Origin of the sequence: Helicobacter pylori (assembly GCF_014496485.1) — a bacterium.
GTDB lineage: Bacteria > Campylobacterota > Campylobacteria > Campylobacterales > Helicobacteraceae > Helicobacter > Helicobacter pylori_DD.
On the sequence record NZ_JACTAX010000001.1, the window covers coordinates 205,618 to 227,359 of the forward strand.

The 21,742-nt window shown below is 39.3% G+C and carries 21 protein-coding genes, 1 tRNA gene and 2 pseudogenes; 15 read left to right on the top strand and 9 right to left on the bottom strand.

The genetic code is table 11. The annotated features are described in order from the left end of the window. Window positions 1-12: 12 nt before the first annotated feature. From IC572_RS00995 to IC572_RS01005, 3 genes are read right to left on the bottom strand one after another with little or no spacing between them, the layout of a single operon-like run. Window positions 13-552 (bottom strand): DUF2393 domain-containing protein, encoded by a 540-nt coding sequence (locus IC572_RS00995; RefSeq protein ID WP_187854763.1) that lies wholly within the window; start codon window positions 550-552, stop codon window positions 13-15. A gap of 6 nt (window positions 553-558) precedes the next feature. After that, window positions 559-1,647, bottom strand: a complete 1,089-nt coding sequence (locus IC572_RS01000; RefSeq protein ID WP_001121047.1) for a prohibitin family protein — start codon at window positions 1,645-1,647, stop codon at window positions 559-561. A 20-nt stretch (window positions 1,648-1,667) separates the two neighbouring features. Further along, the gene (locus IC572_RS01005; protein WP_187854764.1) at window positions 1,668-3,146 is read right to left on the bottom strand and encodes a DEAD/DEAH box helicase; all 1,479 of its coding nucleotides are present in this window, start codon (window positions 3,144-3,146) and stop codon (window positions 1,668-1,670) included. A gap of 188 nt (window positions 3,147-3,334) precedes the next feature. Here IC572_RS01005 and IC572_RS01010 point away from each other — a divergent pair, with 188 nt between their 5' ends. The 12 genes from IC572_RS01010 to hcpE all read left to right on the top strand — a co-directional run bounded on the left by IC572_RS01010 (window position 3,335) and on the right by hcpE (window position 13,632). Next, window positions 3,335-4,363 (top strand): flagellar basal body P-ring protein FlgI, encoded by a 1,029-nt coding sequence (locus IC572_RS01010; protein WP_187854765.1) that lies wholly within the window; start codon window positions 3,335-3,337, stop codon window positions 4,361-4,363. After that, window positions 4,360-4,677, top strand: a complete 318-nt coding sequence (locus IC572_RS01015; RefSeq protein ID WP_187854766.1) for a hypothetical protein — start codon at window positions 4,360-4,362, stop codon at window positions 4,675-4,677. The genes IC572_RS01010 and IC572_RS01015 overlap by 4 nt, the downstream gene beginning before the upstream one ends. Then, window positions 4,674-5,819: an acid survival sensor histidine kinase gene (flgS, locus tag IC572_RS01020; protein WP_187854767.1), complete on the top strand. Its 1,146-nt coding sequence runs from the start codon at window positions 4,674-4,676 to the stop codon at window positions 5,817-5,819. The genes IC572_RS01015 and flgS overlap by 4 nt, the downstream gene beginning before the upstream one ends. Before the next feature lie 209 nt (window positions 5,820-6,028). After that, entirely contained in the window at window positions 6,029-6,463 is a 435-nt protein-coding gene (gene dps / locus IC572_RS01025; protein WP_000846455.1) for a DNA starvation/stationary phase protection protein, read from the top strand. Window positions 6,464-6,483: 20 nt separating this feature from the next. Beyond that, complete coding sequence (locus IC572_RS01030; protein WP_001206051.1) at window positions 6,484-6,768, top strand: DUF2018 family protein; 285 nt, start codon at window positions 6,484-6,486, stop codon at window positions 6,766-6,768. Further along, window positions 6,761-7,156 (top strand): hypothetical protein, encoded by a 396-nt coding sequence (locus IC572_RS01035; RefSeq protein WP_187854768.1) that lies wholly within the window; start codon window positions 6,761-6,763, stop codon window positions 7,154-7,156. The genes IC572_RS01030 and IC572_RS01035 overlap by 8 nt, the downstream gene beginning before the upstream one ends. A 9-nt stretch (window positions 7,157-7,165) precedes the next feature. After that, entirely contained in the window at window positions 7,166-8,089 is a 924-nt protein-coding gene (locus tag IC572_RS01040; RefSeq protein ID WP_128042768.1) for a polyprenyl synthetase family protein, read from the top strand. Next, the gene (gene hemA, locus IC572_RS01045) at window positions 8,089-9,438 is read left to right on the top strand and encodes a glutamyl-tRNA reductase (protein ID WP_187854769.1); all 1,350 of its coding nucleotides are present in this window, start codon (window positions 8,089-8,091) and stop codon (window positions 9,436-9,438) included. The genes IC572_RS01040 and hemA overlap by 1 nt, the downstream gene beginning before the upstream one ends. A 3-nt stretch (window positions 9,439-9,441) precedes the next feature. Then, entirely contained in the window at window positions 9,442-11,175 is a 1,734-nt protein-coding gene (gene proS / locus IC572_RS01050; RefSeq protein WP_187854770.1) for a proline--tRNA ligase, read from the top strand. Window positions 11,176-11,185: 10 nt separating this feature from the next. Then, a complete protein-coding gene (gene hemC / locus IC572_RS01055) occupies window positions 11,186-12,106 on the top strand; it encodes a hydroxymethylbilane synthase (RefSeq protein ID WP_187854771.1) in 921 nt (306 codons plus the stop codon). After that, window positions 12,106-12,471: a c-type cytochrome gene (locus tag IC572_RS01060; RefSeq protein WP_187854772.1), complete on the top strand. Its 366-nt coding sequence runs from the start codon at window positions 12,106-12,108 to the stop codon at window positions 12,469-12,471. The genes hemC and IC572_RS01060 overlap by 1 nt, the downstream gene beginning before the upstream one ends. A 93-nt stretch (window positions 12,472-12,564) precedes the next feature. Continuing rightward, the gene (gene hcpE / locus IC572_RS01065; RefSeq protein WP_187854773.1) at window positions 12,565-13,632 is read left to right on the top strand and encodes a Sel1-like repeat protein HcpE; all 1,068 of its coding nucleotides are present in this window, start codon (window positions 12,565-12,567) and stop codon (window positions 13,630-13,632) included. A gap of 772 nt (window positions 13,633-14,404) precedes the next feature. Here the strand turns inward: hcpE and IC572_RS01070 are convergent. Genes IC572_RS01070 through dsbK form a run of 4 tightly spaced genes read right to left on the bottom strand, consistent with a single transcriptional unit; the run spans window position 14,405 to window position 17,588 of the window. Continuing rightward, window positions 14,405-14,935 (bottom strand): hypothetical protein, encoded by a 531-nt coding sequence (locus IC572_RS01070; protein WP_187854774.1) that lies wholly within the window; start codon window positions 14,933-14,935, stop codon window positions 14,405-14,407. Next, complete coding sequence (locus IC572_RS01075) at window positions 14,935-16,107, bottom strand: glutathionylspermidine synthase family protein (RefSeq protein ID WP_001197187.1); 1,173 nt, start codon at window positions 16,105-16,107, stop codon at window positions 14,935-14,937. The genes IC572_RS01070 and IC572_RS01075 overlap by 1 nt, the downstream gene beginning before the upstream one ends. Before the next feature lie 20 nt (window positions 16,108-16,127). After that, the gene (locus tag IC572_RS01080) at window positions 16,128-16,775 is read right to left on the bottom strand and encodes a UPF0323 family lipoprotein (RefSeq protein ID WP_187854775.1); all 648 of its coding nucleotides are present in this window, start codon (window positions 16,773-16,775) and stop codon (window positions 16,128-16,130) included. A 15-nt stretch (window positions 16,776-16,790) separates the two neighbouring features. Further along, the gene (gene dsbK / locus IC572_RS01085) at window positions 16,791-17,588 is read right to left on the bottom strand and encodes a protein disulfide-isomerase DsbK (protein WP_128042391.1); all 798 of its coding nucleotides are present in this window, start codon (window positions 17,586-17,588) and stop codon (window positions 16,791-16,793) included. Window positions 17,589-17,689: 101 nt separating this feature from the next. Between dsbK and kdsB the strand changes: the two genes are divergently transcribed. The 3 genes and pseudogenes from kdsB to IC572_RS01100 all read left to right on the top strand — a co-directional run bounded on the left by kdsB (window position 17,690) and on the right by IC572_RS01100 (window position 20,273). Continuing rightward, window positions 17,690-18,421 carry a 3-deoxy-manno-octulosonate cytidylyltransferase gene (gene kdsB, locus IC572_RS01090; protein ID WP_187854776.1) on the top strand — a complete coding sequence of 244 codons (732 nt, stop codon included), beginning with the start codon at window positions 17,690-17,692 and terminating at the stop codon, window positions 18,419-18,421. Between the two features lie 199 nt (window positions 18,422-18,620). Continuing rightward, a pseudogene (hopA, locus tag IC572_RS07860) lies at window positions 18,621-20,070 on the top strand (porin HopA). A gap of 128 nt (window positions 20,071-20,198) precedes the next feature. Continuing rightward, window positions 20,199-20,273: transfer RNA gene (locus IC572_RS01100), tRNA-Asn, on the top strand. A 40-nt stretch (window positions 20,274-20,313) separates the two neighbouring features. On the opposite strand, the gene IC572_RS01105 is transcribed toward IC572_RS01100, so the two are convergent. Together IC572_RS01105 and IC572_RS07975 are read right to left on the bottom strand one after the other, a co-directional pair. Further along, complete coding sequence (locus tag IC572_RS01105; RefSeq protein ID WP_187854777.1) at window positions 20,314-21,471, bottom strand: SulP family inorganic anion transporter; 1,158 nt, start codon at window positions 21,469-21,471, stop codon at window positions 20,314-20,316. Between the two features lie 201 nt (window positions 21,472-21,672). Beyond that, window positions 21,673-21,742 (bottom strand): annotated as a pseudogene (locus IC572_RS07975) (RNA-guided endonuclease InsQ/TnpB family protein); the annotation flags it as partial.

Consider the following 21,742-nt stretch of genomic DNA (forward strand, 5'->3'; position numbering starts at 1 on the left):
TCTTTTAGTTTTCTACAAACAAAACAAAGAGACTTGATAAGGGGCTGTTTTTGAATAAGGGTAGTTGTCAATAAAGAATGAAAAGACCTTGGATTCTTCAGGCAAAATCCTTTCTTTAAAGGTTTTTTCATAGCTTTTTTTGACAAACCATTTAAACGCATGCTCTTCTACAAAATTGTGAGAGTTTTTAAGCACTTCTAGGCGTAAAACGCATTTGTTTAGACTGAATTTGGAATGGTTTTTGACTCCCACTTGTAAAGAAAAGGCGTTGCTATAATTTAAAGGGTTAGCGTGCAAGATGCGTGTTTCTATGGGGTAGATCGCTTGAGTGAGTAAAACCTTCAAAACAAAAGGCATGCTCAAAAACGCGCCCAAAAAAGCTGTTGTTGCTATATAGCTGGCTACGCGGTTTCTTAAAAGCAAAGCCAAAAGGAGCAAAATCGCGCAAAAAAGGATTAAAACGCTCGCTATCAAAACGCTGATTAAAGTCGCTTGGCTTAAAAAGCCCTTAAAAGACTCCAAAAAAGCTTGGATAAAGGCGAGAGATGCCATGCGTTTTTAAGGCTCTTTAGTCTCGGCAATACTAGATTTAACCTTACTTTTAGTGTCAATCCAAATGTTAGGCACAGCCCCACCTGGAGTGAGCATGATTTGAGCGTTGTTGTTCGTTTTTAACGCTTCATTAAACTGGCCTTGAACTTCAATTTGGCGCAGTCTTAAAAGCTTGTCGCTCAAGCTTTGCGAAATGCTTAAATTAGCTTGAGATTTTGCCTTAGCCTCAATCACGATCGCATCCGCCACGCCCTGAGCCTTAATCCTGTTAGCGTCCGCTTCCCCTTTAGCCAGAGCGGCTTGTTTTTGAGCTTCTTGCTTGGAGCGCTCCACCTCGTATTTCACCCTTTCTGATTCTTGGCGTGCGATTTGGACTTTTTCAATTTGCTCTTTGATCTTAGCGGGCAAGACGATTTCTCTCAATTGGATAGAGCTTAATTCCACAGGGGTGTTGGGGAGCTTAGAAACTTCTTTATTGATACCGCTATTGATAAGAGCGGCGATTTCATTGCGCTTAATGGGTAAATCTTCAGCCGGATAGCGCCCCACGACAGATCGCACCACATCGCGCACCACAGGGTTGATGATTTTTTGCTCCCAAGACAAGCCATAAGTAGCGATCGTTTGGGGGGTGGTTTGGGGGTTTAGGCGGTATTGCACGGTGAGTTCAATAGAAACGGTCAAGCCCCTACTATCCATCACATTAATGGCATCGTTTCTAAAAATCCCTTGGTTTTTACCCGCCACGCCCATGTCTTCGGTGCGTGAAAAATTGATATTCCTGATCCTTGTATCCACAATGAGAATGTCTTGAATGATAGGCACAAAAAAGTGGATTCCTGGCTGTAAGGGGGTGGGTTCGTATTTCCCGGCGGTGATCTTAATGCCAATTTCTCCTGAGCTAATCACTTCAAAAGGCTTGGCCAAAAAAGCGATAACGCCTAAAAGGACAATGACGATTAAAACCGATAGTTTTTTGGAATTAAAAGAGTTAGACGGCGGGATGAAACGCCCCCCATTATTAGGCGTGTTGGGCGTGGGATTTTCTCTTTGAGGATTTTTCTTTTTTAAATGTTCGTTCAAATCAATGGGCATGAATTTCCTTTTTAAATATTTTAACGGCGTTTGGGTTTTTTAGAATGATGGTTCGTTTTAGAGCCTTTTTCTCTGTAATGGCCCTTTTTGAAAGAACGCGCTGACTCATGTTGGTGCGTTTTTTTGTTAGGGGGTTTTGGCGTTTTCTCTTTAGGGTTTTGAATCGCATCAATTTCTTGCTGGTTTAAGCCGATTTTGCTGGTTTCAAACTGCAAACTCAAAAGTTTTAAAACCAATTGAGACGGCTCAAAAATTTCGGTAAGCTGTTCATAAAGGCTGATGATCCCTTCAGACACTTTAGCGTCATGCAAGGTTTTGATGATCTGATTTTCGTTAATGGTGGGGATTTCAAAAAGTTCAATCTCTGAATCAATTTCTTTTTGCATGCGTAAAAGTTCTTTGTATTCTAAGGGGGTTACTAAAGTGATCGCCATGCCTTTTTTGCCCGCTCGCCCGGTTCTCCCGATGCGATGGATATAGCTTTCAGTGTTTAGAGGCAAATGGTAATTAAACACATGGCTTACACCGCTAATGTCTAGCCCACGGCTCGCCACATCTGTAGCCACCAACACATCAGCGTCATTTTTTTTAAACGCCATGATAGAAGAGCGGCGATCCCTTTGATCCATATCCCCATGCAAGGCGGTGCTTTTGTAATTTTTAGAAGCAAGGAACTGATGCAATTCATCGGCCTCTTTTTTGGTGCGCGTGAAAACAATGCTTTTTTTGGGCGCTTGAGTGTCTAAAAGGCGCATGATCGCTTCAGCCCTCTCATGCTCGTTGATCACATAAAAGCGTTGGGTGATGTCAGTGTTAGTGATATTAGAGGGGGCAATATGGATTTTAATAGGGTTTTCTAAAATCTTATCCGCTAGCCTTTTAATCGGCTCTGGCATCGTGGCTGAAAAAAGCAAAATCTGTGCTTCGCTAGGGAGGTAGTCAAAAATCTCTTCAATATCGTCTAAAAACCCCATATCCAGCATTTCATCGCTTTCATCTAAAACGACCACTTTAGGCACAAATTTATGGATGCGTTCGTTTTTTAAATGATCCAACAGCCTTCCTGGTGTAGCGATCATCACTTGGGGGTTTTTTTTAATAAATTCGCATTGTTTTTTAACGCTCTGGCCTCCATACACGCACACGGTTTTAGTCCTGGTGTGTTTGCCCAATTTGAAAATCTCATCGCTAATTTGCATGGCTAATTCTCTAGTGGGCGTGATCACTAAGGCCTCTATGGTGTGGTTGTTTTTAAGGTTGTTGATAATGGGCAGAGCGAAAGCGGCGGTTTTTCCTGTGCCTGTTTGGGCTTGCGCGATGACATCTCGGCCTTGCAAAACAGCCGGAATGGCCTTTTCTTGAATGGGGCTTGGGGAAGTGAAGCCGGCTTCATAAACGGATTTTAAAACCGATTCTTTTAAGCCCAAATCATTAAAACTCGGCTTATGATAAGCGTCATCATCAATTTCTGTAGGGAGTGGTGGTTGATTCAATTCCATGGGAGATTCATACCTCAATTTAATTTGAAACTTTATAAAAAGTTAATAAAAGGCTAAAATTAAAATCTTTGATTTAAAGTTTATAAGATTTTTGAGTATAGCATAAAAATGCGCTCAATTAAGTTTAAAGTTTTTATAAAAGGCTTATGCTAAAATAATTAGAATTAAGGAATAAAGAAAGGGTTTGATTGAAACGGGTGTTTTTGTGGCTTATTTTTGTATTAGCCTTTCACAAGCTTTTGGCCGAAAAAATAGGCGATATAGCGAGCGTAGTAGGCGTAAGGGATAACCAGCTGATTGGCTATGGGCTTGTGATTGGCCTAAATGGCACAGGGGATAAATCCGGCTCAAAATTCACCATGCAATCCATTTCTAACATGCTAGAGAGCGTGAATGTCAAGATCTCTGCAGATGATATTAAATCTAAAAATGTCGCTGCCGTGATGATTACAGCCTCCTTACCCCCCTTTGCAAGACAGGGCGATAAAATTGATATTCACATTTCTTCTATTGGCGATGCGAAATCCATTCAAGGGGGGACTTTGGTGATGACCCCTTTAAATGCGGTGGATGGGAATATTTACGCCCTCGCTCAAGGGGCTATCACTTCGGGCAATTCTAATAACTTGCTCTCAGCCAATATCATCAATGGGGCGACTATTGAAAGGGAGGTTTCGTATGATTTGTTCCACAAAAACGCCATGACTTTAAGCCTGAAAAGCCCCAATTTTAAAAACGCTATCCAAGTGCAAAACACTTTAAATAAGGTGTTTGGCAATAAAGTAGCCATAGCGCTAGATCCAAAAACCATTCAAATCACTCGCCCAGAGCGTTTTTCTATGGTGGAGTTTTTAGCCTTAGTGCAAGAAATCCCTATTAATTACAGCGCGAAAAATAAGATCATTGTAGATGAAAAATCAGGCACGATCGTTTCAGGAGTGGATATAATAGTGCATCCTATAGTGGTTACAAGCCAAGACATCACGCTTAAAATCACTAAAGAGCCATTAAATGATTTTAAAAACACGCAGGATTTAGACAATAACATGTCCTTAGACACCGCTCATAACACGCTGAGTTCTAACGGGAAAAACATCACCATTGCCGGGGTGGTAAAAGCCTTACAAAAAATTGGCGTGAGCGCTAAGGGGATGGTTTCAATCTTGCAAGCCCTAAAAAAAAGCGGCGCGATTAGCGCTGAAATGGAGATACTATGATAAACAACAATAAAGCCATGTTAGAGCAATACAACATTTCTAAATTAGCGAGCGAAGAGAAATTAAAAGCGTTAGCTCAAACTAAAAACGACAAGCTCCTCAAAGAACAAACCGATTCTTTTGAAGCGCTGCTTTTAAAATTCATGCTGGATAGCGCTATGAAAATGGATAACCCCTTGTATCCTAAAGCCCCAGGCGATGAGATTTATGCGTCCATGTATAAGGACACCCTCTCTAAAGAATTGAGCGGGAATTTTGGTTATAGCGAAATGCTGTTTAATTTCTTAAAAGAGCAAGAAAAACAAAAACCATGAAAAAATCCAAGCGCTTAAAACGCCCTTATTTAAAAAACTCCCCTTTGAAACGCTCTAATAAGGCTTCTTCTTTCAAAGGGTTGTTGGAAAACGAAAATAATGTGATTTCATTAGAAAATTTTAAACCCAAAGAGAGCGAAGATTTATTAGAAAATTTTTCCAACAAAAAAGACATGCAAGAATTGCTAGGGCTTTTAAACCAATTCATTTTACAAAGCTACAAGGTGGAAAAGGAATTTAAGGATTATAAAGCCCTTTATGAATGGGTCATAGAGATTTTACCGCAAGCCATTTGGGTGGTGAATGAAAACGGGAGCTTTTTTTATAAAAATTCTTTAGCCAATCAAAGCCATGAGGTGTTCAATAAGGCTAAATTAGAAAATTTTAACACTGAAATTGAGCATGAAAATAAAAGCTATTTAGTCCAGCAAAACAGCATTCAAGGCAAGCAAATCATCACTGCAACCGATATTAGTGCTCAAAAACGCCAAGAGCGGCTCGCTTCTATGGGGAAAATTTCAGCGCATTTAGCCCATGAGATCAGAAACCCTGTAGGCTCTATCTCTCTTTTAGCTTCGGTGTTATTAAAGCAAGCGAACGAAAAGACTAAGCCCATTGTTGTAGAATTGCAAAAAGCTTTATGGCGCGTAGAAAGGATCATTAAAGCCACCTTGCTTTTTTCTAAAGGCATTCAAGCCAACCGCACCAAGCAAAGTTTGAAAACGCTAGAGAGCGATCTCAAAGAAGCCCTAAATTGCTACACTTACTCTAAAGACATTGATTTTCTTTTTAATTTTAGCGATGAAGAAGGGTTTTTTGACTTTGATTTGATGGGGATTGTGTTGCAAAACTTCTTATATAACGCTATTGATGCGATTGAAGCCTTAGAAGAGAGCGAACAGGGGCAGGTCAAAATTAAAGCGTTCATTCAAAATGAATTTATTGTCTTCACCATTATTGATAATGGCAAGGAAGTGGAAAACAAAAGCGCTTTATTTGAGCCTTTTGAAACCACTAAATTAAAGGGGAATGGCTTAGGATTAGCCCTGTCTTTACAAGTCGTTAAAGCCCATGAAGGGAGCATTGCACTATTAGAAAATCAAGAAAAAACCTTTGAAATTAAAATTCTTAACGCTTCTTAATTTTGATAATTATCCCCCCTTAAAAATGAGTTTTACTATAAAACAAAATTTTAAAAAGATTAAATAACATTAAATTGAATAGGGTTTATCAGTTTTTGACAAAAATAAGACAAAAAAATTTTTTCATTAACTCTTTTGGTGTAGGATAGCGATCAAGGTTTTTATGAAAGTAAAAGCCTAAAAACATTTTATAAAAAAAAGGACTTTTGATGAAAACATTTGAAATTTTAAAACATTTGCAAGCGGATGCGATCGTGTTGTTTATGAAAGTGCATAACTTTCATTGGAATGTGAAAGGCACCGATTTTTTCAATGTGCATAAAGCCACTGAAGAAATTTATGAAGAATTTGCGGACATGTTTGATGATCTCGCTGAAAGGATCGCTCAATTAGGGCACCACCCCTTAGTCACTTTATCCGAAGCGCTCAAACTCACTCGTGTTAAAGAAGAAACTAAAACAAGCTTCCACTCTAAAGACATCTTTAAAGAAATTCTAGGCGATTATAAACACCTAGAAAAAGAATTTAAAGAGCTTTCTAACACCGCTGAAAAAGAAGGCGATAAAGTTACCGTAACTTATGCGGACGATCAATTAGCCAAGTTGCAAAAATCCATTTGGATGCTAGAAGCCCATTTGGCTTAAGCTATCAAAAAGAAGCTAGCATGAGAGATTACAGCGAGCTTGAAATTTTTGAGGGAAACCCCTTAGACAAGTGGAATGACATTATTTTTCATGCGAGTAAAAAGCTTTCTAAAAAAGAGCTAGAAAGGCTTTTAGAGCTTTTGGCTCTCTTGGAAACTTTTATAGAAAAAGAAGACTTGGAAGAAAAGTTTGAATCTTTCGCTAAAGCTTTAAGAATGGATGAAGAGTTGCAACAAAAAATAGAAAGCAGAAAAACAGACATTGTGATCCAATCCATGGCGAATATTCTCAGCGGGAATGAATGAGCTTATCCGCTATGGCTTGATATTCCTCTTTTTTTCAAAAGCGTTTGGGCTTGATTATGGGATAGATAGAACGCTAGAATTAAAAAAAGATGAAGTCTTTAAAGCGATCATCAAAGACACTTCAAATGAACAAACCAAAGAGATCACGCTCTATTGGACGCTATATGCAAATAAAGGTTTAGTCATCAACATGCGTTTTAACCATTTCCCTTACCAGTTTATTTTATACACCGATCATGCGAGAAACACCTATAACCTTAAAGTTTTTGAAGAAAAATTTTCTTCTAACAGCACTCTGTCGCTTGTGTTTAAAGATTTTAAAGAAGATAAAGCCACTTTAAGATTTTTAGCCCCCATGCCCCTTGTTTTTTCCCCTAAAGAGCCTTAAGGAATTTGCATGCAAGAAAAACAACTTCAAGCCATTCAAAACAAAATCGCTTCTTGGATCAAAGAAATAGAAAGCGGCTTTATCGATGCATTGTTTTCTAAGATTGGCCCTTCAAAGATGCTGCGCTCCAAACTCATGCTCGCTTTGTTAGACGAAAAAACAGACGCTATTTTATTAGATAAAGCCTTCAATTTGTGCGCGATTGTAGAAATGATACAGACCGCTTCTTTATTGCATGATGATGTGATTGACAAAGCGACCATGCGCCGAAAACTCCCCAGCATTAACGCTCTTTTTGGGAATTTTAACGCCGTGATGCTTGGGGATGTGTTTTATTCTAAAGCCTTTTTTGAATTATCTAAAATGGGCGAAGCAATCGCTCAAATCCTCTCTAATGCGGTTTTAAGGCTCTCTAGGGGCGAGATTGAAGACGTGTTTGTGGGGGAAAGTTTTAATAGCGACAAACAAAAATACTGGCGTATTTTAGAAGACAAGACCGCTCATTTCATGGAAGCGAGCCTAAAGAGCATGGCGATTCTTTTAAATAAAGACGCCAAAATGTATGCGGATTTTGGATTGCATTTTGGCATGGCGTTTCAAATCATTGATGATTTATTAGACATCACTCAAGACGCCAACACTCTAGGTAAGCCCAATTTTAGCGATTTTAAAGAAGGCAAGACCACTTTACCCTACTTGCTTTTATATGAAAAATTAAATCAGCATGAACAAGGGCTTTTAATTTCTTATTTTAAACAAGATAGCCATGAAATCATAGAATGGACTAAGGAAAAATTCAAGCAATATGGTATCATAGAAGAAACCCTTAAAATCGCTCAAGTTTATTCTAAAAAGGCCCTTGAAGCCATTAAAGGGGAAAACAATTTGATTTTAGAAAAACTAGCGCAAGATGTCATTTATAGGACTTTTTAATGGAGTTAGAAACTCATTTGTCAAAATATTTCACCCTAGCCTTTACGCATAAAAGCATGAGCTTAGAAATGCGCGAAAAACTCGCTATCAATTCGAGCGCAACGCTTAAAGAATTTTTACAAACCATCAAAAACCATTGCCCTAATATCAAAGAGTGCATGGTGTTATCCACATGCAATCGCTTTGAAATCTATGCGAGCCTAAAGCACGGCGCTAATACTAATGAACAAAAAAACGCGTTACTAAAAATTTTGGCTCAAAATAAAAAAATGAGCGTGTCTGATTTAGAAAAATGCGTTTTAATCAACACTGATGAAAGTGCAGTCCATCATGTCTTTAGCGTGTGCAGCAGTTTGGATAGCCTAGTGGTGGGGGAAACTCAAATCACAGGGCAGATGAAAAACGCCTATAAATTCGCTTTTGAAGAGAAATTTTGCTCCAAAGATTTAACCCGATTGCTCCATTTTGCTTTCAAATGCGCCGCTAAAGTGCGCAATTTAACCGGCATTTCCAAGCAAGGGGTCTCCATCTCTTCAGTGGCGGTCAAAGAAGCGCTTAGTATTTTTGAAAAAGAAAAAATTAAGGATAAAAAAGCCCTTGTGATAGGGCTTGGCGAAATAGCTCAATTAGTCATCAAACACCTTTTAAACAAGCAATTTGAAGCACTTATTTTAGGGCGTAATGCGGCTAAATTTGAAGATTTTGTCAAAGGATTAGAAGAGCCTAAAAAAGTGAGCTTTCAAAATATAGAAAATTTAAAAACTTATATCAATGAATACGAACTGCTTTTTTGCGCCACTTCTTCGCCGAACTTTATCGTGCAAAATTCCATGCTAAAAGAAACGATTTTCAGGCGTTTTTGGTTTGATTTAGCCGTGCCACGAAATATTGAAAAGCCGGTATGCAATAATATTTTCTTATACAGCGTTGATGATTTAGAGCCTATGGTGAGAGAAAATGTGGGAAACAGGCAAGAGAGCAGGACGAAAGCTTATGAGATTGTAGGGCTTGCCACAATGGAATTTTACCAATGGATCCAAAGTTTAGAAGTAGAGCCTGTGATTAAGGATTTAAGGGAATTGGCTAGGATTTCAGCCCAAAAAGAATTGCAAAAAGCGCTCAAAAAACGCCATGTGCCTAAAGAATACGAAGGCAATATTGAAAAGATCTTGCACAACGCTTTCAACACTTTTTTACATAACCCTACCATCGCCTTAAAAAAGAACGCTCAAAAAGAAGAATCCGATGTGCTTGTGGGCGCAATTAAAAACTTGTTTAATTTAGACAAATCTAGTGCTAATCATGCCCAGAATTTGAATCTCTATAAATGCGAATATTACGAGGAATAATGCATGCTGTTTTCAAAACTTTTTGCCCCCACTCTCAAAGAACCCCCTAAAGATGCCGTGTTAAAAAGCCATAAGCACTTAGCTCAAGCAGGATACATCTATCAAGTAGGCAGCGGGATCTATAACTTCCTACCCTTAGCTAAAAAAGTGCTAGACAAGATAGAAAACATCACGCACAAACGCATGCAAGAGCATGGGGCGCAAAACATTTTAATGAGCTTTGTGGTTTTGGCGAGTTTGTGGGAAAAATCAGGCCGTTTGGATAAATACGGCAAGGAATTACTGGTTTTTAAAGACCGAAAAGACAATGATTTTGTTTTAAGCCCCACTTTAGAAGAAAATATCACCGAAATTGCCGCTAATTTCATCAAAAGCTACAAGCAATTACCCGTGCATCTCTATCAAATCCACACGAAATTCCGTGATGAAATCCGCCCAAGATTTGGGTTAGTGAGAGCTAGGGAATTTATCATGAAAGATGGTTATAGCTTTCATGAAGACGCTGAGAGCTTGGATGAGGAATTTTTAAACACGCAAAGCGCTTATAAAGAGATTTTAAGCGATTTGGGTTTGGATTTTCGCATTGTGGAAGCGGATAGCGGGGCGATTGGGGGGAGTAAAAGCAGGGAATTTGTCGTTTTAACAGAATGCGGGGAAGACACGATCGTGGTGTGTCAAAATTGCGATTATGCCGCCAACATTGAAATCGCTAAACGCTCTAAAAGGCCTGAGCCTTTAAATGTCCCCAAAGCGCAATTAGCGAAATTCCCTACCCCTAATACCACTAGCGCGCAAAGCGTGGCAGAATTTTTTAAAACAGAGCCTTATTTTGTCTTAAAAGCGCTTGTTAAAAAAGTGATCCATAAAGATAAAGAAACCCTAGCGTGCTTTTTTGTTAGAGGCGATGACAATTTAGAAGAGACTAAAGCCCTGAACGCCTTGAACATTATAGGAGCGAACGCTTTAGAATTGAGAGAGGCCAATGAAGAAGATTTAAATAACGCAGGGCTAATAGCGGGCTTTATAGGGCCTTATGGCTTGAAAAAGCATGTCTCTTACATTATTTTTGATGAAGATTTAAAAGAGGGCGATTGTTTAATCGCTGGGGCTAATGAAAAGGATTTTCATGCGGTGGGCGTGGATTTAAAAGGGTTTGAAAACCTTGTTTATGCGGATATTGTCCAGGTTAAAGAGAGCGATCGTTGCCCTAATTGTCAAGGAGCGTTGAAATACCATAAGAGTTTGGAGGTGGGGCATATTTTCAAACTCGGGCAAGGCTATGCTAAAAGCTTGAAGGCGAGTTTCTTGGATAAGAATGGTAAAGAGCGATTTTTTGAAATGGGGTGCTATGGGATAGGCATTAGCCGATTGCTCAGCGCGATTTTAGAGCAAAAAAGCGATGATTTAGGCTGTGTGTGGACGAAAAATACCGCCCCTTTTGATGTGGTGATCGTGGTTTCTAACTTAAAAGATGAAGCGCAAAAAAAACTCGCTTTTGAAGTGTATGAAAGGCTGCTCCAAAAGGGCGTTGATGCGCTGTTAGACGACAGAGACGCGCGTTTTGGGGCGAAGATGAGGGATTTTGAATTGATTGGGGAACGATTAGCCTTGATTATTGGGAAGCAAACTTTAGAGAATAAAGAATTTGAATGCATCAAACGCGCTAATTTAGAAAAACAAACGATCAAAGACATTGAATTAGAAGAAAAAATTTTAGAAATGTTAGCGAGCGAATAAGGGGGAGTGAGTGGGAAATTTAGTGATTGGCTCTAGGGGGAGCGAATTAGCCTTATGGCAAGCGAATCACATTAAAGAACGCCTGAAAAAAGAATGCTTGATAGAAAGCGAAATTCAAATCGTTAAGACTAAAGGCGATAAAATCTTAGACACCCCTTTAAATAAGATCGGCGGTAAGGGGCTATTCACTAAGGAATTAGAAGAATTGCTTTTAAAAGGCGAAATTGATTTGGCGGTGCATTCTTTAAAAGATGTGCCGGTCGTGTTTGAAAAGGGGTTAGACTTGGCATGCATCACCAAAAGGGCTGATGTGAGAGACACTTTTTTAAGCGTGAAATTCCCTGATTTGATGAGCTTGCCTAAAGGAGCCAAGGTTGGCACGACTTCTTTAAGACGCTCCATGCAAATCAAACTGAAGCGCCAGGATCTAGACACAGAAAGCTTAAGGGGGAATGTCCAAACCCGTTTGAAAAAGCTTGAATGCGGAGAATTTGACGCTATCATTTTGGCTGAAGCCGGATTGTGCCGCTTAAACATTCAAGGAGCGAAATACCGCAAGGCTTTTAGCGTAGAAGAAATGATTCCTAGCATGGGTCAGGGGGCTTTAGGGGTAGAAATGCTCAAAAACCACAAGCATTTTATTACGCTTCAAAAACTCAATGACGAGAAAAGCGCGTTTTGTTGCCATTTAGAAAGGGAGTTTATCAAAGGGCTTAATGGGGGGTGTCAGATCCCTATTGGCGTGCATGCGAGTTTAATGGGCGATAAGGTTAAAATCCAGGCGGTTTTAGGCTTGCCTAACGGGAAAGAAGTCATCACTAAAGAAAAGCAAGGGGATAAGACTAAGGCGTTTGATTTAATTCAAGAGCTTTTAGAAGAATTTTTACAAAGCGGGGCGAAAGAGATTTTAGAAAAGGTGCAGTTGTTTTAATGCGTTTGTTGATTGCGCTGGTTTTGGGGTGGTTAAGTTTGAGTGCTAAAGAAGCGGATTTCATCTCTGATTTAGAATACGGGATGGCTCTTTATAAAAACCCTAGGGGTATTGCGTGCGCGAAATGCCATGGCATTAAAGGCGAAAAACAAGAAATCACTTTTTATTATGAAAAAGGCGAAAAAAAAATCCTCTACGCCCCTAAAATCAACCATTTAGATTTTAAAACCTTTAAAGACGCCTTGAGTTTAGGTAAAGGCATGATGCCTAAATACAATCTCAATTTAGAAGAAATCCAAGCGATTTACCTTTACATCACCTCTTTAGAGCATAAAGAAGAGCATAAGGATTCTCTCAAGCCTTAATCAAAGCGCTTGATTTATGCTAAAATGGAGCGTTGCATTTTTTGTTTTGATTAAAGAAGGGTTCTAAAAATCAGAATTTAAAAGAAGGTAAAAATGAGTGTCAAAATTTTAAAAATATTCGTTTGTGGGTTATTTTTTTGGAGCTTGAACGCCCATTTATGGGGGAAACGAGACAATAGCTTTTTAGGGGTTGCTGAAAGAGCCTATAAAAGCGGGAACTATTCTAAAGCTACATCTTATTTTAAAAAAGCATGCAACGATGGGGTGAGTGAAGGTTGCACGCAATTAGGAATCATTTATGAAAACGGGCAAGGCACTAGAATAGATTATAAAAAAGCCCTAGAATATTATAAAACCGCATGCCAGGCTGATGATAGGGAAGGGTGTTTTGGTTTAGGGGGGCTTTATGATGAGGGGTTAGGCACGACTCAAAATTATCAAGAGGCCATTGACGCTTATGCTAAGGCGTGCGTTTTAAAACACCCTGAGAGTTGCTACAATTTAGGCATTATTTATGACCGAAAAATCAAAGGCAATGCCGATCAAGCGGTTACCTACTACCAAAAAAGCTGTAATTTTGATATGGCTAAGGGGTGTTATGTTTTAGGCACTGCCTATGAAAAAGGCTTTTTAGAAGTCAAACAAAGCAACCATAAAGCCGTCATCTATTATTTGAAAGCATGCCGATTGGATGATGGGCAGGCTTGCCGCGCGTTAGGGAGTTTGTTTGAAAATGGCGATGCAGGGCTTGATAAAGATTTTGAAGTGGCGTTTGATTATTTGCAAAAAGCTTGTACTTTAAACAATTCTGGTGGTTGCGCGAGTTTAGGCTCTATGTATATGTTAGGCAGGTATGTCAAAAAAGACCCCCAAAAGGCTTTTGATTATTTCAAACAAGCATGCGATATGGGGAGTGCGGTGAGTTGCTCCAGGATGGGCTTTATGTATTCCCAAGGGGACGCTGTTCCAAAAGACTTGAGGAAAGCCCTTGATAATTATGAAAGGGGTTGCGATATGGGCGATGAAGTGGGTTGCTTCGCTCTAGCGGGCATGTATTACAACATGAAAGATAAAGAAAACGCCATAATGATTTATGACAAGGGCTGTAAATTGGGCATGAAACAAGCATGCGAAAACCTCACCAAACTTAGGGGGTATTGAAAATTTAACCAATCCCCCCTAATCATCATCTGTTATTTAACTCAAAACTTTTCAAAGATTTGGCTCTGTTTTAAGAGCTAAAGCAGAAAGTCCCCCTATTAATTTTTTAATCTTTAGTGTTTTTAGGGTTTTGTCTATTTTTTCAAAAAGAAAACTTTTTGAATGTTTTTGCGGTTGTTTGGTTGTGTTTGTTAGCGTGTTTTTATAGTGTAAATTTTTGTTAGGTTAGCTTGAAGTGGGTTTTAGGTTTAAAAGTCCTATAAAAATGTTTTAGCGTGTTTTTGCGCTATGGATAGATATGCGTTTGGTTGTGTTTTTCAAATGGTTTCAATTTATGGCTTTTGCGTGGTTATTATTATAAGCATGCTACAAACACGAATCACACGATAATAGAGCGGTATGTGCACGCTATAAAAAGACTTGACAAAAATAATGAAAAATAGTTAAATTTCAAGCGTTCTTTTAAAAATTGTTGTCAGATGAGACAGATAAAAACGCTTTTAGTTTAAAGATAGAGTTTTAGGGGTTTTTTGTGTTGGTTTAGTTATTCTTTAATTTTTAAAAAATAGGACTTTTAGAACTCATAAGGGGGTATTTTGCGCTTTAACGCCCTCTTCAAACCCAAAACTAAATTCTCCTAACCCCCTAAGAGTGCGTTATGAGAAACTATCGCTTGTTGATGCAAGCTTTTTTATTTTGGTTGTAAAAACACCCAAAAGGTATTTTTTAGATTTCATAACCAATATCCAAAACAGAGCTAATATTTTAAACCCTATAAAGACCAATAGATCGCTCCAAAGAACACCACGAACCCTATTAAAACGCTTATAAACATGCGTTTAGTGTCCTTAAAAGCCACCATTAAAAACGCGCTCACATAAAACAACAATAAAAACACGCAAAAAATCCCCAAAAGCGCCTTAAACACAACGCCCACCTTAGCCTTATGCAGCATGATGAGCGCGCCTAAAAAGCCCCTTTCAATGGTTTTGATTTTTGTTTGAGCGCCTTTAGTTTCAAGGTTGATTTCATACAAAGGCGTGCCAATAACTAACGCTCCCCTATGCTCTCTAGGCTCTATCTTTTTAGGCATAGCGACATGGTTTTCTTTTAGAAAGTCTTTCAAAAAATCCAATCGTTCTTCTTTTTTTAAGGATTTTTCTAAAACCCACTCTTTGATAGTAGCGCCAGTGTCTTGGCGCACCCCAAAGAGTAATGAAAGCCCGCTGACCGCAAAAAGAAGCGCCAAAGGGAAGAAAAAAGTGGTCGCATAGATGTGAAAATAACGCATCATTGCGCTCATTACTGCAACCTGTGGCTCACGAATTTAGAAAAATTATCCAAAATTAACCCCCCTTTTCTAAACCCTAGCGCGCAAGATTCATAAGCAAAAAACACGTTAGGCTGGTAATACAACCCGTTATGCGAATTGAGCTCGTAAAACTCTTGATAAACGGGTTTGTGGTTAGAATAAACGCCATCCGTTTTTAAAAGCGATTGCATGGAAGCTTCAAAGATTTCACTATTCGCCCCTTCCCTACCAAAAGCCACTTTTTTGATTTGCTTTTTATTGGCTAAAGGTTCATAGCTCGTTTCTAGCAATAAGGGGTGGTTGGGGTATCTGTCCCATAAAAGTTTTAAAAAACGCTTGGATTGGAAAAGGATCGTATAAGCCGGGTTTAAAAAAATCGTGTTTTTGTTTTCCATCATGCCTTGCATCAAAAGGGCTAATTCTGGTTCATCAATAGCGATGTTTTCCCATGGGATTAGTTTGAATAAAAACTCATAATTCAAGCCGTTTTTAAACACGCCCTCTTCTACATTAAATTCCACTTCATCAATGTAAGAAAAATCCGTTTCAAACCCCACGCTCTGAGCAACGTCTTGTAAAAAACGCATGGTGCGCTCTTCTTCAATATTCCCCCTAACGCTTGAAAAAAGGATTTTCCACCCCTCATACATTTCCTCAAAACGGCTCGTGTCTTCGCCCAAAGTTACCATGCGTTTGAAATTCTCGCCAAGCGCTTCATAAAGGTTATTGAATTGCTTGTTTTCATCATAGCCATTCGCTTTGAGTAACGCCCATTGGATCACCGCGGTTTCATAGAGCATGGTGGGGGTATCAGCGTTAAATTCCAGTAATTTAATGGGCTTGCCATCAAGCCCCCCGGCTAAATCAAAACGCCCATAAATATGCCAATGCACTTCTTCTTCAAAACTCTGTTTGATCATAGGAATGAGCGCGTTAGGAATATCCAATTCAAAAAAGCGATCGTTTTGAATGGCCTCTTCAGCCGTCTCTACAAACATGTCATAAAGCTCATTACAAGCGTCATAATAAGCGTCCGCTTCTTTTTGAGAGACAACCACCATTTCATCAGCGATATAAGATGACATGTCGTCATTCGTGTGCCAATCTAAGCCGATTTCTTCTAAGGTCTTATTGTCTAAAGGTTTTAAAGGAATCACTTGCATTTTTTAACCTTAAATAGATTTTATGCGTTAAAGCCCCTTGTCCCAGAGCTTACCGCCGGCGAGCTAGTAGGCCTACTAGAGCCAAAAAACCCGCTCTGTCCCTTACTCGCTCCGCCCATGCTTGAAGTGCTGGGTGTGCTTTTAGAAAAGGAATTTTGAGAGCGTTGGTAAGCTTGTGGGGATTTGTAGGTCCGTTGGGCGTTTTGCTGGTAATTAGGGTTATTGAAAAGCTTATTACCAATATAACTCCCTAAAATCGCCCCCGCTGCACTCCCTAAAATCGCGCTCCCCAAGCCAAAGCCTGAGCTTTCATTACTCCCTCCATTATTAGGCTGGATAAGCTTGCTCGTGCCGTTATCAATTTTAGCTTCTTCTTCTTTGATGAGCTTTTGAATCTCTTCATTGCTTAACACGCGTTCATTGCCTTGCAAATCGCGTACTATAATGTGGGTTCTTGAACTGGGGTATTCTTCAACAACCTTGTAAGATTTATCCTTTTGCTCTTCTAAAATCACAAACGCGCCTTTTTGAACGCTTTGACTTAAAGAGCTTTGCTCTTTGGGTTTGTCATCAGCATTGCTCTTACACCCCACAATGCTCACCATCACCAACGCGCTCAAACCACCCACGATCGCATAATCAGAAATTTTTCTGTAGGGTTTTTTCATGAGAGTAACCTTATATCATGCCTTATAATGGTATAAGAAAGGCACGCCCTTAATCACGCCAGATTCAAAAATCTTTTTAGTGGTATTTTCCACTTTAGTGCGTAAATCTTCAGGCTCTTTTTGAGCGTTAATATCGTATTGGGTGGAATAAATCTTTTCAAGAATAGAGATTTTATCTTCCACGCTCGCTCCCCTAGCCCTAGCTTTCGCCATTTCTTCTTGGATCAAAGCCGCCTTTTTAGCTGAATTAACCCCAAGCCACCCCACTACAACCATTCTCACGGTGTTTTCTTTCAAGTGATCCCTAAGTTTAGTGAGCTCTTTTTGGCAATGCGGGCACATGGGATCAGAGACAATATAAAGGATCTTGTCCTTATTTTCAGCATTAGTAGAGGGCAACTCTATCACATAATCAGCCGGCACTTCATCAAAAAGAGCGTTCAATTTTGCGCTATTTTGTTGGGTGGTGTTAAGGGCTAGGATTTTTTGATTGGTCTCTGTAAGCAACTTCACGTCTTCGCTATTATTGCTAAAAAAGATACCGCCAAGCCCTATGACTAAATTACCATCCTTACTCACTACAAGCGGGATATTGTATTTAGTGTCCGGATCTTCAATAACGACCATTTTTAAATCCTGGCTGGATTTTAAAGGTTTGACTTCTAAAATACGCACCTTTTTATTGGTTTGTTTTTCAATCACGCTCACTAAATTATCCTGCATCCGTTTGTCATTAGCTGAAACTGAATGTTTAGGGGCTGCCCCTAAGCTTACAAGAAGTAACGCGCTCAACACACTCGCTCTTAATATCATTAAAAACTCCTAAAGTTCAATAGTCTCAATCCCTACAATAATAAGGAATAAGCTTTTAATGGGTATAATACCATAAAATCCCTATTTTATAAGGCTTAAAGATGATTATCATTCCTGCTAGATTAAAATCCAGTCGTTTTGAAAATAAAGTGTTAGAAGATATTTTTGGTTTGCCTATGGTAGTGCGTTGCGCTAAAAATGCGAATCTAGTAGATGAATGCGTAGTCGCTTGCGATGATGAAAGCATCATGCAAACATGCCAAAAATTCCGCATTAAAGCGGTGCTAACCTCCAAACACCATAATAGCGGCACAGAACGCTGTTTGGAAGCGGCGCGAATTTTAGGGTTAAAAAACGACGAAAGGGTTTTAAACTTGCAAGGCGATGAGCCTTTTTTAGAAAAAGAAGTCATTTTAGCCTTATTAGAAGCCACCCAAAACGCCCCTTTCATGGCGACTTGCGCTAAAGTCATTGATGAAGAGCAGGCCAAAAGCCCTAATTTAGTCAAGGTAGTTTTGGATCATCAAAATAACGCCTTGTATTTTTCGCGTTCCCTTATCCCTTTTTTACGAGATTTTGATGCGAAACGCCAAACCCCCCTTTTAGGGCATATCGGTATTTATGGCTTCCATAATAAAGAAATCTTAGAAGAATTATGCGCTTTAAAGCCTTGCGTTTTAGAGGAGATAGAAAAATTAGAGCAATTAAGGGCTTTGTATTACCAAAAAAAGATTGCAGTAAAAATCGTTCAAAGCCAAAGCGTGGGCATTGACACCAAAGAAGATTTGCAAAACGCTTTGAAAATTTTTAGCCCCAATCTCCTTAAGCGGTGAAATTTAAAAATACTCAAAACATTTTTCACCATTAAAAATCTCTTTTTAAATCCAAAAAAAAGCAAAATTTCTTAATTTTTGCTCAATTTTATTAAAAATTCAATAAATTTATGGCACAATTTAAACGCATTGTAAATTGTAAATAAAGTTTCAATTTGATACGATTTTACAAATAAAACATTACTTTAAGGAACATTTTATGAAAAAAACGATTTTACTTCCTCTTATGGCGTCATCGCTCCTCGCTGAAAATGACGGCGTTTTTATGAGCGTGGGCTACCAAATCGGCGAAGCGGTTCAACAAGTGAAAAACACCGGCGAAATCCAAAAAGTCTCCAACGCTTACGAAAATTTGAACAATCTTTTAACCCGCTATAACGAACTCAAACAAACGGCCTCTAACACTGATTCAAGCACCGCTCAAGCGATTGACAATCTAAAAGAAAGCGCTAGCAGATTGAAAACGACCCCTAATACCGCCAATCAAGCCGTATCCTCAGCGCTCAGCTCTGCGGTGGGCATGTGGCAAGTGATAGCCTCTAATTTAGCCAATAACTCGCTACCCACTGACAAATACAACGAAATCAATGCGATTTCTCAATTGCTCCAAAATACCTTAGAAAATAAAAACAATGATCTCACGATTGCAAATGACTACGACCAGCTTTTAGGACAAGCCAAAACCATTATTAGCACTCTTCAAAGCCAATGCCCAGGAATAGACGGGGGCAATGGCAAACCATGGGGCATTAATGCAAGCGGGAACGCATGCGCTATTTTTGGCAGCACCTTTAACGCCATCACTAGCATGATTGATAGTGCTAAAGAAGCCGCTAAGCAAGCCCGAAGAGATAACCCAGAAGGTCCAAACCAACCAAGCGCGTTTACCAACGCTGATTTCAATAAAAACCTTAATCAAGTCTCAAGCGTTATTGATGACACTATCTCTTACCTCAAAGGGGACAATTTAGCAACCATCTATAACACCCTTCAAAAAACGCCCGATTCTAAAGGGTTTCACAGTTTGGTGAGCCGATCTAGCTATAGTTATTCCCTCAACGAAACCCAATATTCTCAATTCCACCACCACCAAAGAGTTTGGCCATAACCCTTTTAGAAGCGTGGGATTAATTAATTCTCAAAGCAATAACGGGGCGATGAATGGCGTGGGCGTGCAACTAGGCTATAAGCAATTTTTTGGGAAAAATAAATTTTTTGGGATCCGTTATTATGCCTTTTTTGATTACAACCATGCCTATATCAAATCCAACTTTTTTAACTCCGCTTCCAACGTTTTCACTTATGGCGCCGGCAGTGATCTTTTATTGAATTTCATCAATGGCGGATCCGATAAAAACCGCAAAGTCTCTTTTGGCATTTTTGGAGGCATCGCTCTAGCCGGCACGACATGGCTTAATAACCAATCTGCGAATTTAAAAATCACCAATAGCATCTACAACGCTAAGATCAACAACACCAATTTCCAATTCTTATTCAACACCGGCTTAAGGCTTCAAGGGATTCATCATGGCATTGAATTAGGCGTGAAAATCCCCACCATCAACACCAATTACTATTCTTTCATGGGCGCTAAATTAGCCTACCGCAGGCTTTATAGCTTGTATCTCAATTATGTTTTGGCTTATTGATATTGAATCGGTTCTCATTACTAATGAGGACAAAGCCAACTTTTTGGCTCTCAAGTGAATAATGGCATCATTTTACTTGACTTTTTACAAAAAACACACTAAAATTTCTTTTTATTTTTGAGCGAAATTCCAGATTAGCTCAGCGGTAGAGTAGGCGGCTGTTAACCGCTTGGTCGTAGGTTCGAATCCTACATCTGGAGCCATACTTTTTGACTCATCTTTTTATAGCTTTATAGCAAAAATTCACGCAATCCCTTTAGATTTGATCCATAGTGCATTGACTAAAACCCCCACCACAACCCCTATCGCTAAATTATGCGTGTATAAAACCACCGCCACGACTAAGAGCATGTTCAGCGTGTCATAGAGCTTGATTGTTTTAATGTTAATAATGGATTGGAAATTAAAAGTGGTGAAAGAAATCATCACCATCACCGCCACAACCGCCACAATGGGGATCTTAACCACGTATTCATTAAACACTAATATTAGCACCATTAAAGAAAAGCCGGCAAAAAAAGTAGAAAGCCTTGTTTTGGCCCCGGATTTTGCGTTAATGATAGACTGCCCCACTAAAGCGCACCCTGTCATTCCCCCTAAAAGCCCTGAGATGATATTCCCCAAGCCTTGCGCTTTAGTTTCTTTATTCTTATCGCTCACGCCATCTTTTAAAATGACGTCTAAAGTTTTAGCGGTCAATAAGCTTTCTATCGTGCCCACTAGCGCTAAAGAAAGAGCGTAAGGCAACAACTCTATCATTATTTTAAAATCCAAATTTTTGGGGATAATGATGAAATGAAAGCCTGAAACCCCTTGCTCAATGCTCCCCAAATTCGGCGCATGCATATCAAAAATTAAAGCGATCGCGCTCACTATAAGGATACAAATCAGATTAGAGGGGATTTTTTTAGTGATTAAAGGGAAGAGGTAAATGATGAGTATCCCAATAGCGAGCAAGATAAACACCCCTAAATTTTGGTTTTGAAGGAATTTGAACTGCTCTGTTAAAAGCAAAATGCCTAGCGCGTTCACAAAGCCATACATCACTGATTGGGGGATAAATTTTAAAAGATTCCCTATTTTCAAATAGCCTAAAAGAATTTGCAACATTCCTGCCATAAGAGTCGCCACGCCCGCGTATTCAAGCCCATAATTTTTAACCACGCCCACCAAAATGAGCGCCACTGAGCCGGCCGCTGCACTAATCATCGCCTTTCTAGCCCCAAAAAGAGACAACACAAAAGCCATGTAAAAGGTCGTATAAAACGCCACGCCCACATCTAAACCCACCATGATCGCAAAGCCGGCCGTCTCTGGGATCACAGAAAGCCCCACCACAAAACCAGACAACAAATCTTTTTGAATGTTGCTCAACCATTCTTTTTGTATCTTTTCAAACATGCCTTTCTTTCCCATTAGAATGGCTTGATTGTAACCAAAGATTTAAAAACCAATTTCAAACCGGATAAAATCCCTTTTCTTAAATCAAGCTCTATGATATTTTATTGTAAAAAATATTTAAAATTGTTTTTTTTTTTTCAAAATGTGAAACCACCCCTTGCTAAAGCAAGGAGCTTCCTAACTAAAGCGCCCTAATGGACACTAACACGAAAGGCTTTGTTCTTTAAAGTCTGCATGGATATTTCCTACCCCAAAAAGACTTAACCCTTTG

What these genes read in the sequence shown, in the direction of transcription:
- IC572_RS01080 (WP_187854775.1), bottom strand. Translation starts at nt 16,775, where the DNA reads ATGAAAAAACCCTACAGAAAAATTTCTGATTATGCGATCGTGGGTGGT.
- flgS (WP_187854767.1), top strand. Translation starts at nt 4,674, where the DNA reads ATGAAAAAATCCAAGCGCTTAAAACGCCCTTATTTAAAAAACTCCCCT.
- hcpE (WP_187854773.1), top strand. Translation starts at nt 12,565, where the DNA reads ATGAGTGTCAAAATTTTAAAAATATTCGTTTGTGGGTTATTTTTTTGG.
- IC572_RS01060 (WP_187854772.1), top strand. Translation starts at nt 12,106, where the DNA reads ATGCGTTTGTTGATTGCGCTGGTTTTGGGGTGGTTAAGTTTGAGTGCT.
- IC572_RS01005 (WP_187854764.1), bottom strand. Translation starts at nt 3,146, where the DNA reads ATGGAATTGAATCAACCACCACTCCCTACAGAAATTGATGATGACGCT.
- proS (WP_187854770.1), top strand. Translation starts at nt 9,442, where the DNA reads ATGCTGTTTTCAAAACTTTTTGCCCCCACTCTCAAAGAACCCCCTAAA.
- IC572_RS01075 (WP_001197187.1), bottom strand. Translation starts at nt 16,107, where the DNA reads ATGCAAGTGATTCCTTTAAAACCTTTAGACAATAAGACCTTAGAAGAA.
- hemA (WP_187854769.1), top strand. Translation starts at nt 8,089, where the DNA reads ATGGAGTTAGAAACTCATTTGTCAAAATATTTCACCCTAGCCTTTACG.
- IC572_RS01035 (WP_187854768.1), top strand. Translation starts at nt 6,761, where the DNA reads ATGAATGAGCTTATCCGCTATGGCTTGATATTCCTCTTTTTTTCAAAA.
- IC572_RS01015 (WP_187854766.1), top strand. Translation starts at nt 4,360, where the DNA reads ATGATAAACAACAATAAAGCCATGTTAGAGCAATACAACATTTCTAAA.
- IC572_RS01030 (WP_001206051.1), top strand. Translation starts at nt 6,484, where the DNA reads ATGAGAGATTACAGCGAGCTTGAAATTTTTGAGGGAAACCCCTTAGAC.
- dps (WP_000846455.1), top strand. Translation starts at nt 6,029, where the DNA reads ATGAAAACATTTGAAATTTTAAAACATTTGCAAGCGGATGCGATCGTG.
- IC572_RS00995 (WP_187854763.1), bottom strand. Translation starts at nt 552, where the DNA reads ATGGCATCTCTCGCCTTTATCCAAGCTTTTTTGGAGTCTTTTAAGGGC.
- dsbK (WP_128042391.1), bottom strand. Translation starts at nt 17,588, where the DNA reads ATGATATTAAGAGCGAGTGTGTTGAGCGCGTTACTTCTTGTAAGCTTA.
- IC572_RS01040 (WP_128042768.1), top strand. Translation starts at nt 7,166, where the DNA reads ATGCAAGAAAAACAACTTCAAGCCATTCAAAACAAAATCGCTTCTTGG.
- IC572_RS01000 (WP_001121047.1), bottom strand. Translation starts at nt 1,647, where the DNA reads ATGCCCATTGATTTGAACGAACATTTAAAAAAGAAAAATCCTCAAAGA.
- kdsB (WP_187854776.1), top strand. Translation starts at nt 17,690, where the DNA reads ATGATTATCATTCCTGCTAGATTAAAATCCAGTCGTTTTGAAAATAAA.
- IC572_RS01105 (WP_187854777.1), bottom strand. Translation starts at nt 21,471, where the DNA reads ATGTTTGAAAAGATACAAAAAGAATGGTTGAGCAACATTCAAAAAGAT.
- IC572_RS01070 (WP_187854774.1), bottom strand. Translation starts at nt 14,935, where the DNA reads ATGAGCGCAATGATGCGTTATTTTCACATCTATGCGACCACTTTTTTC.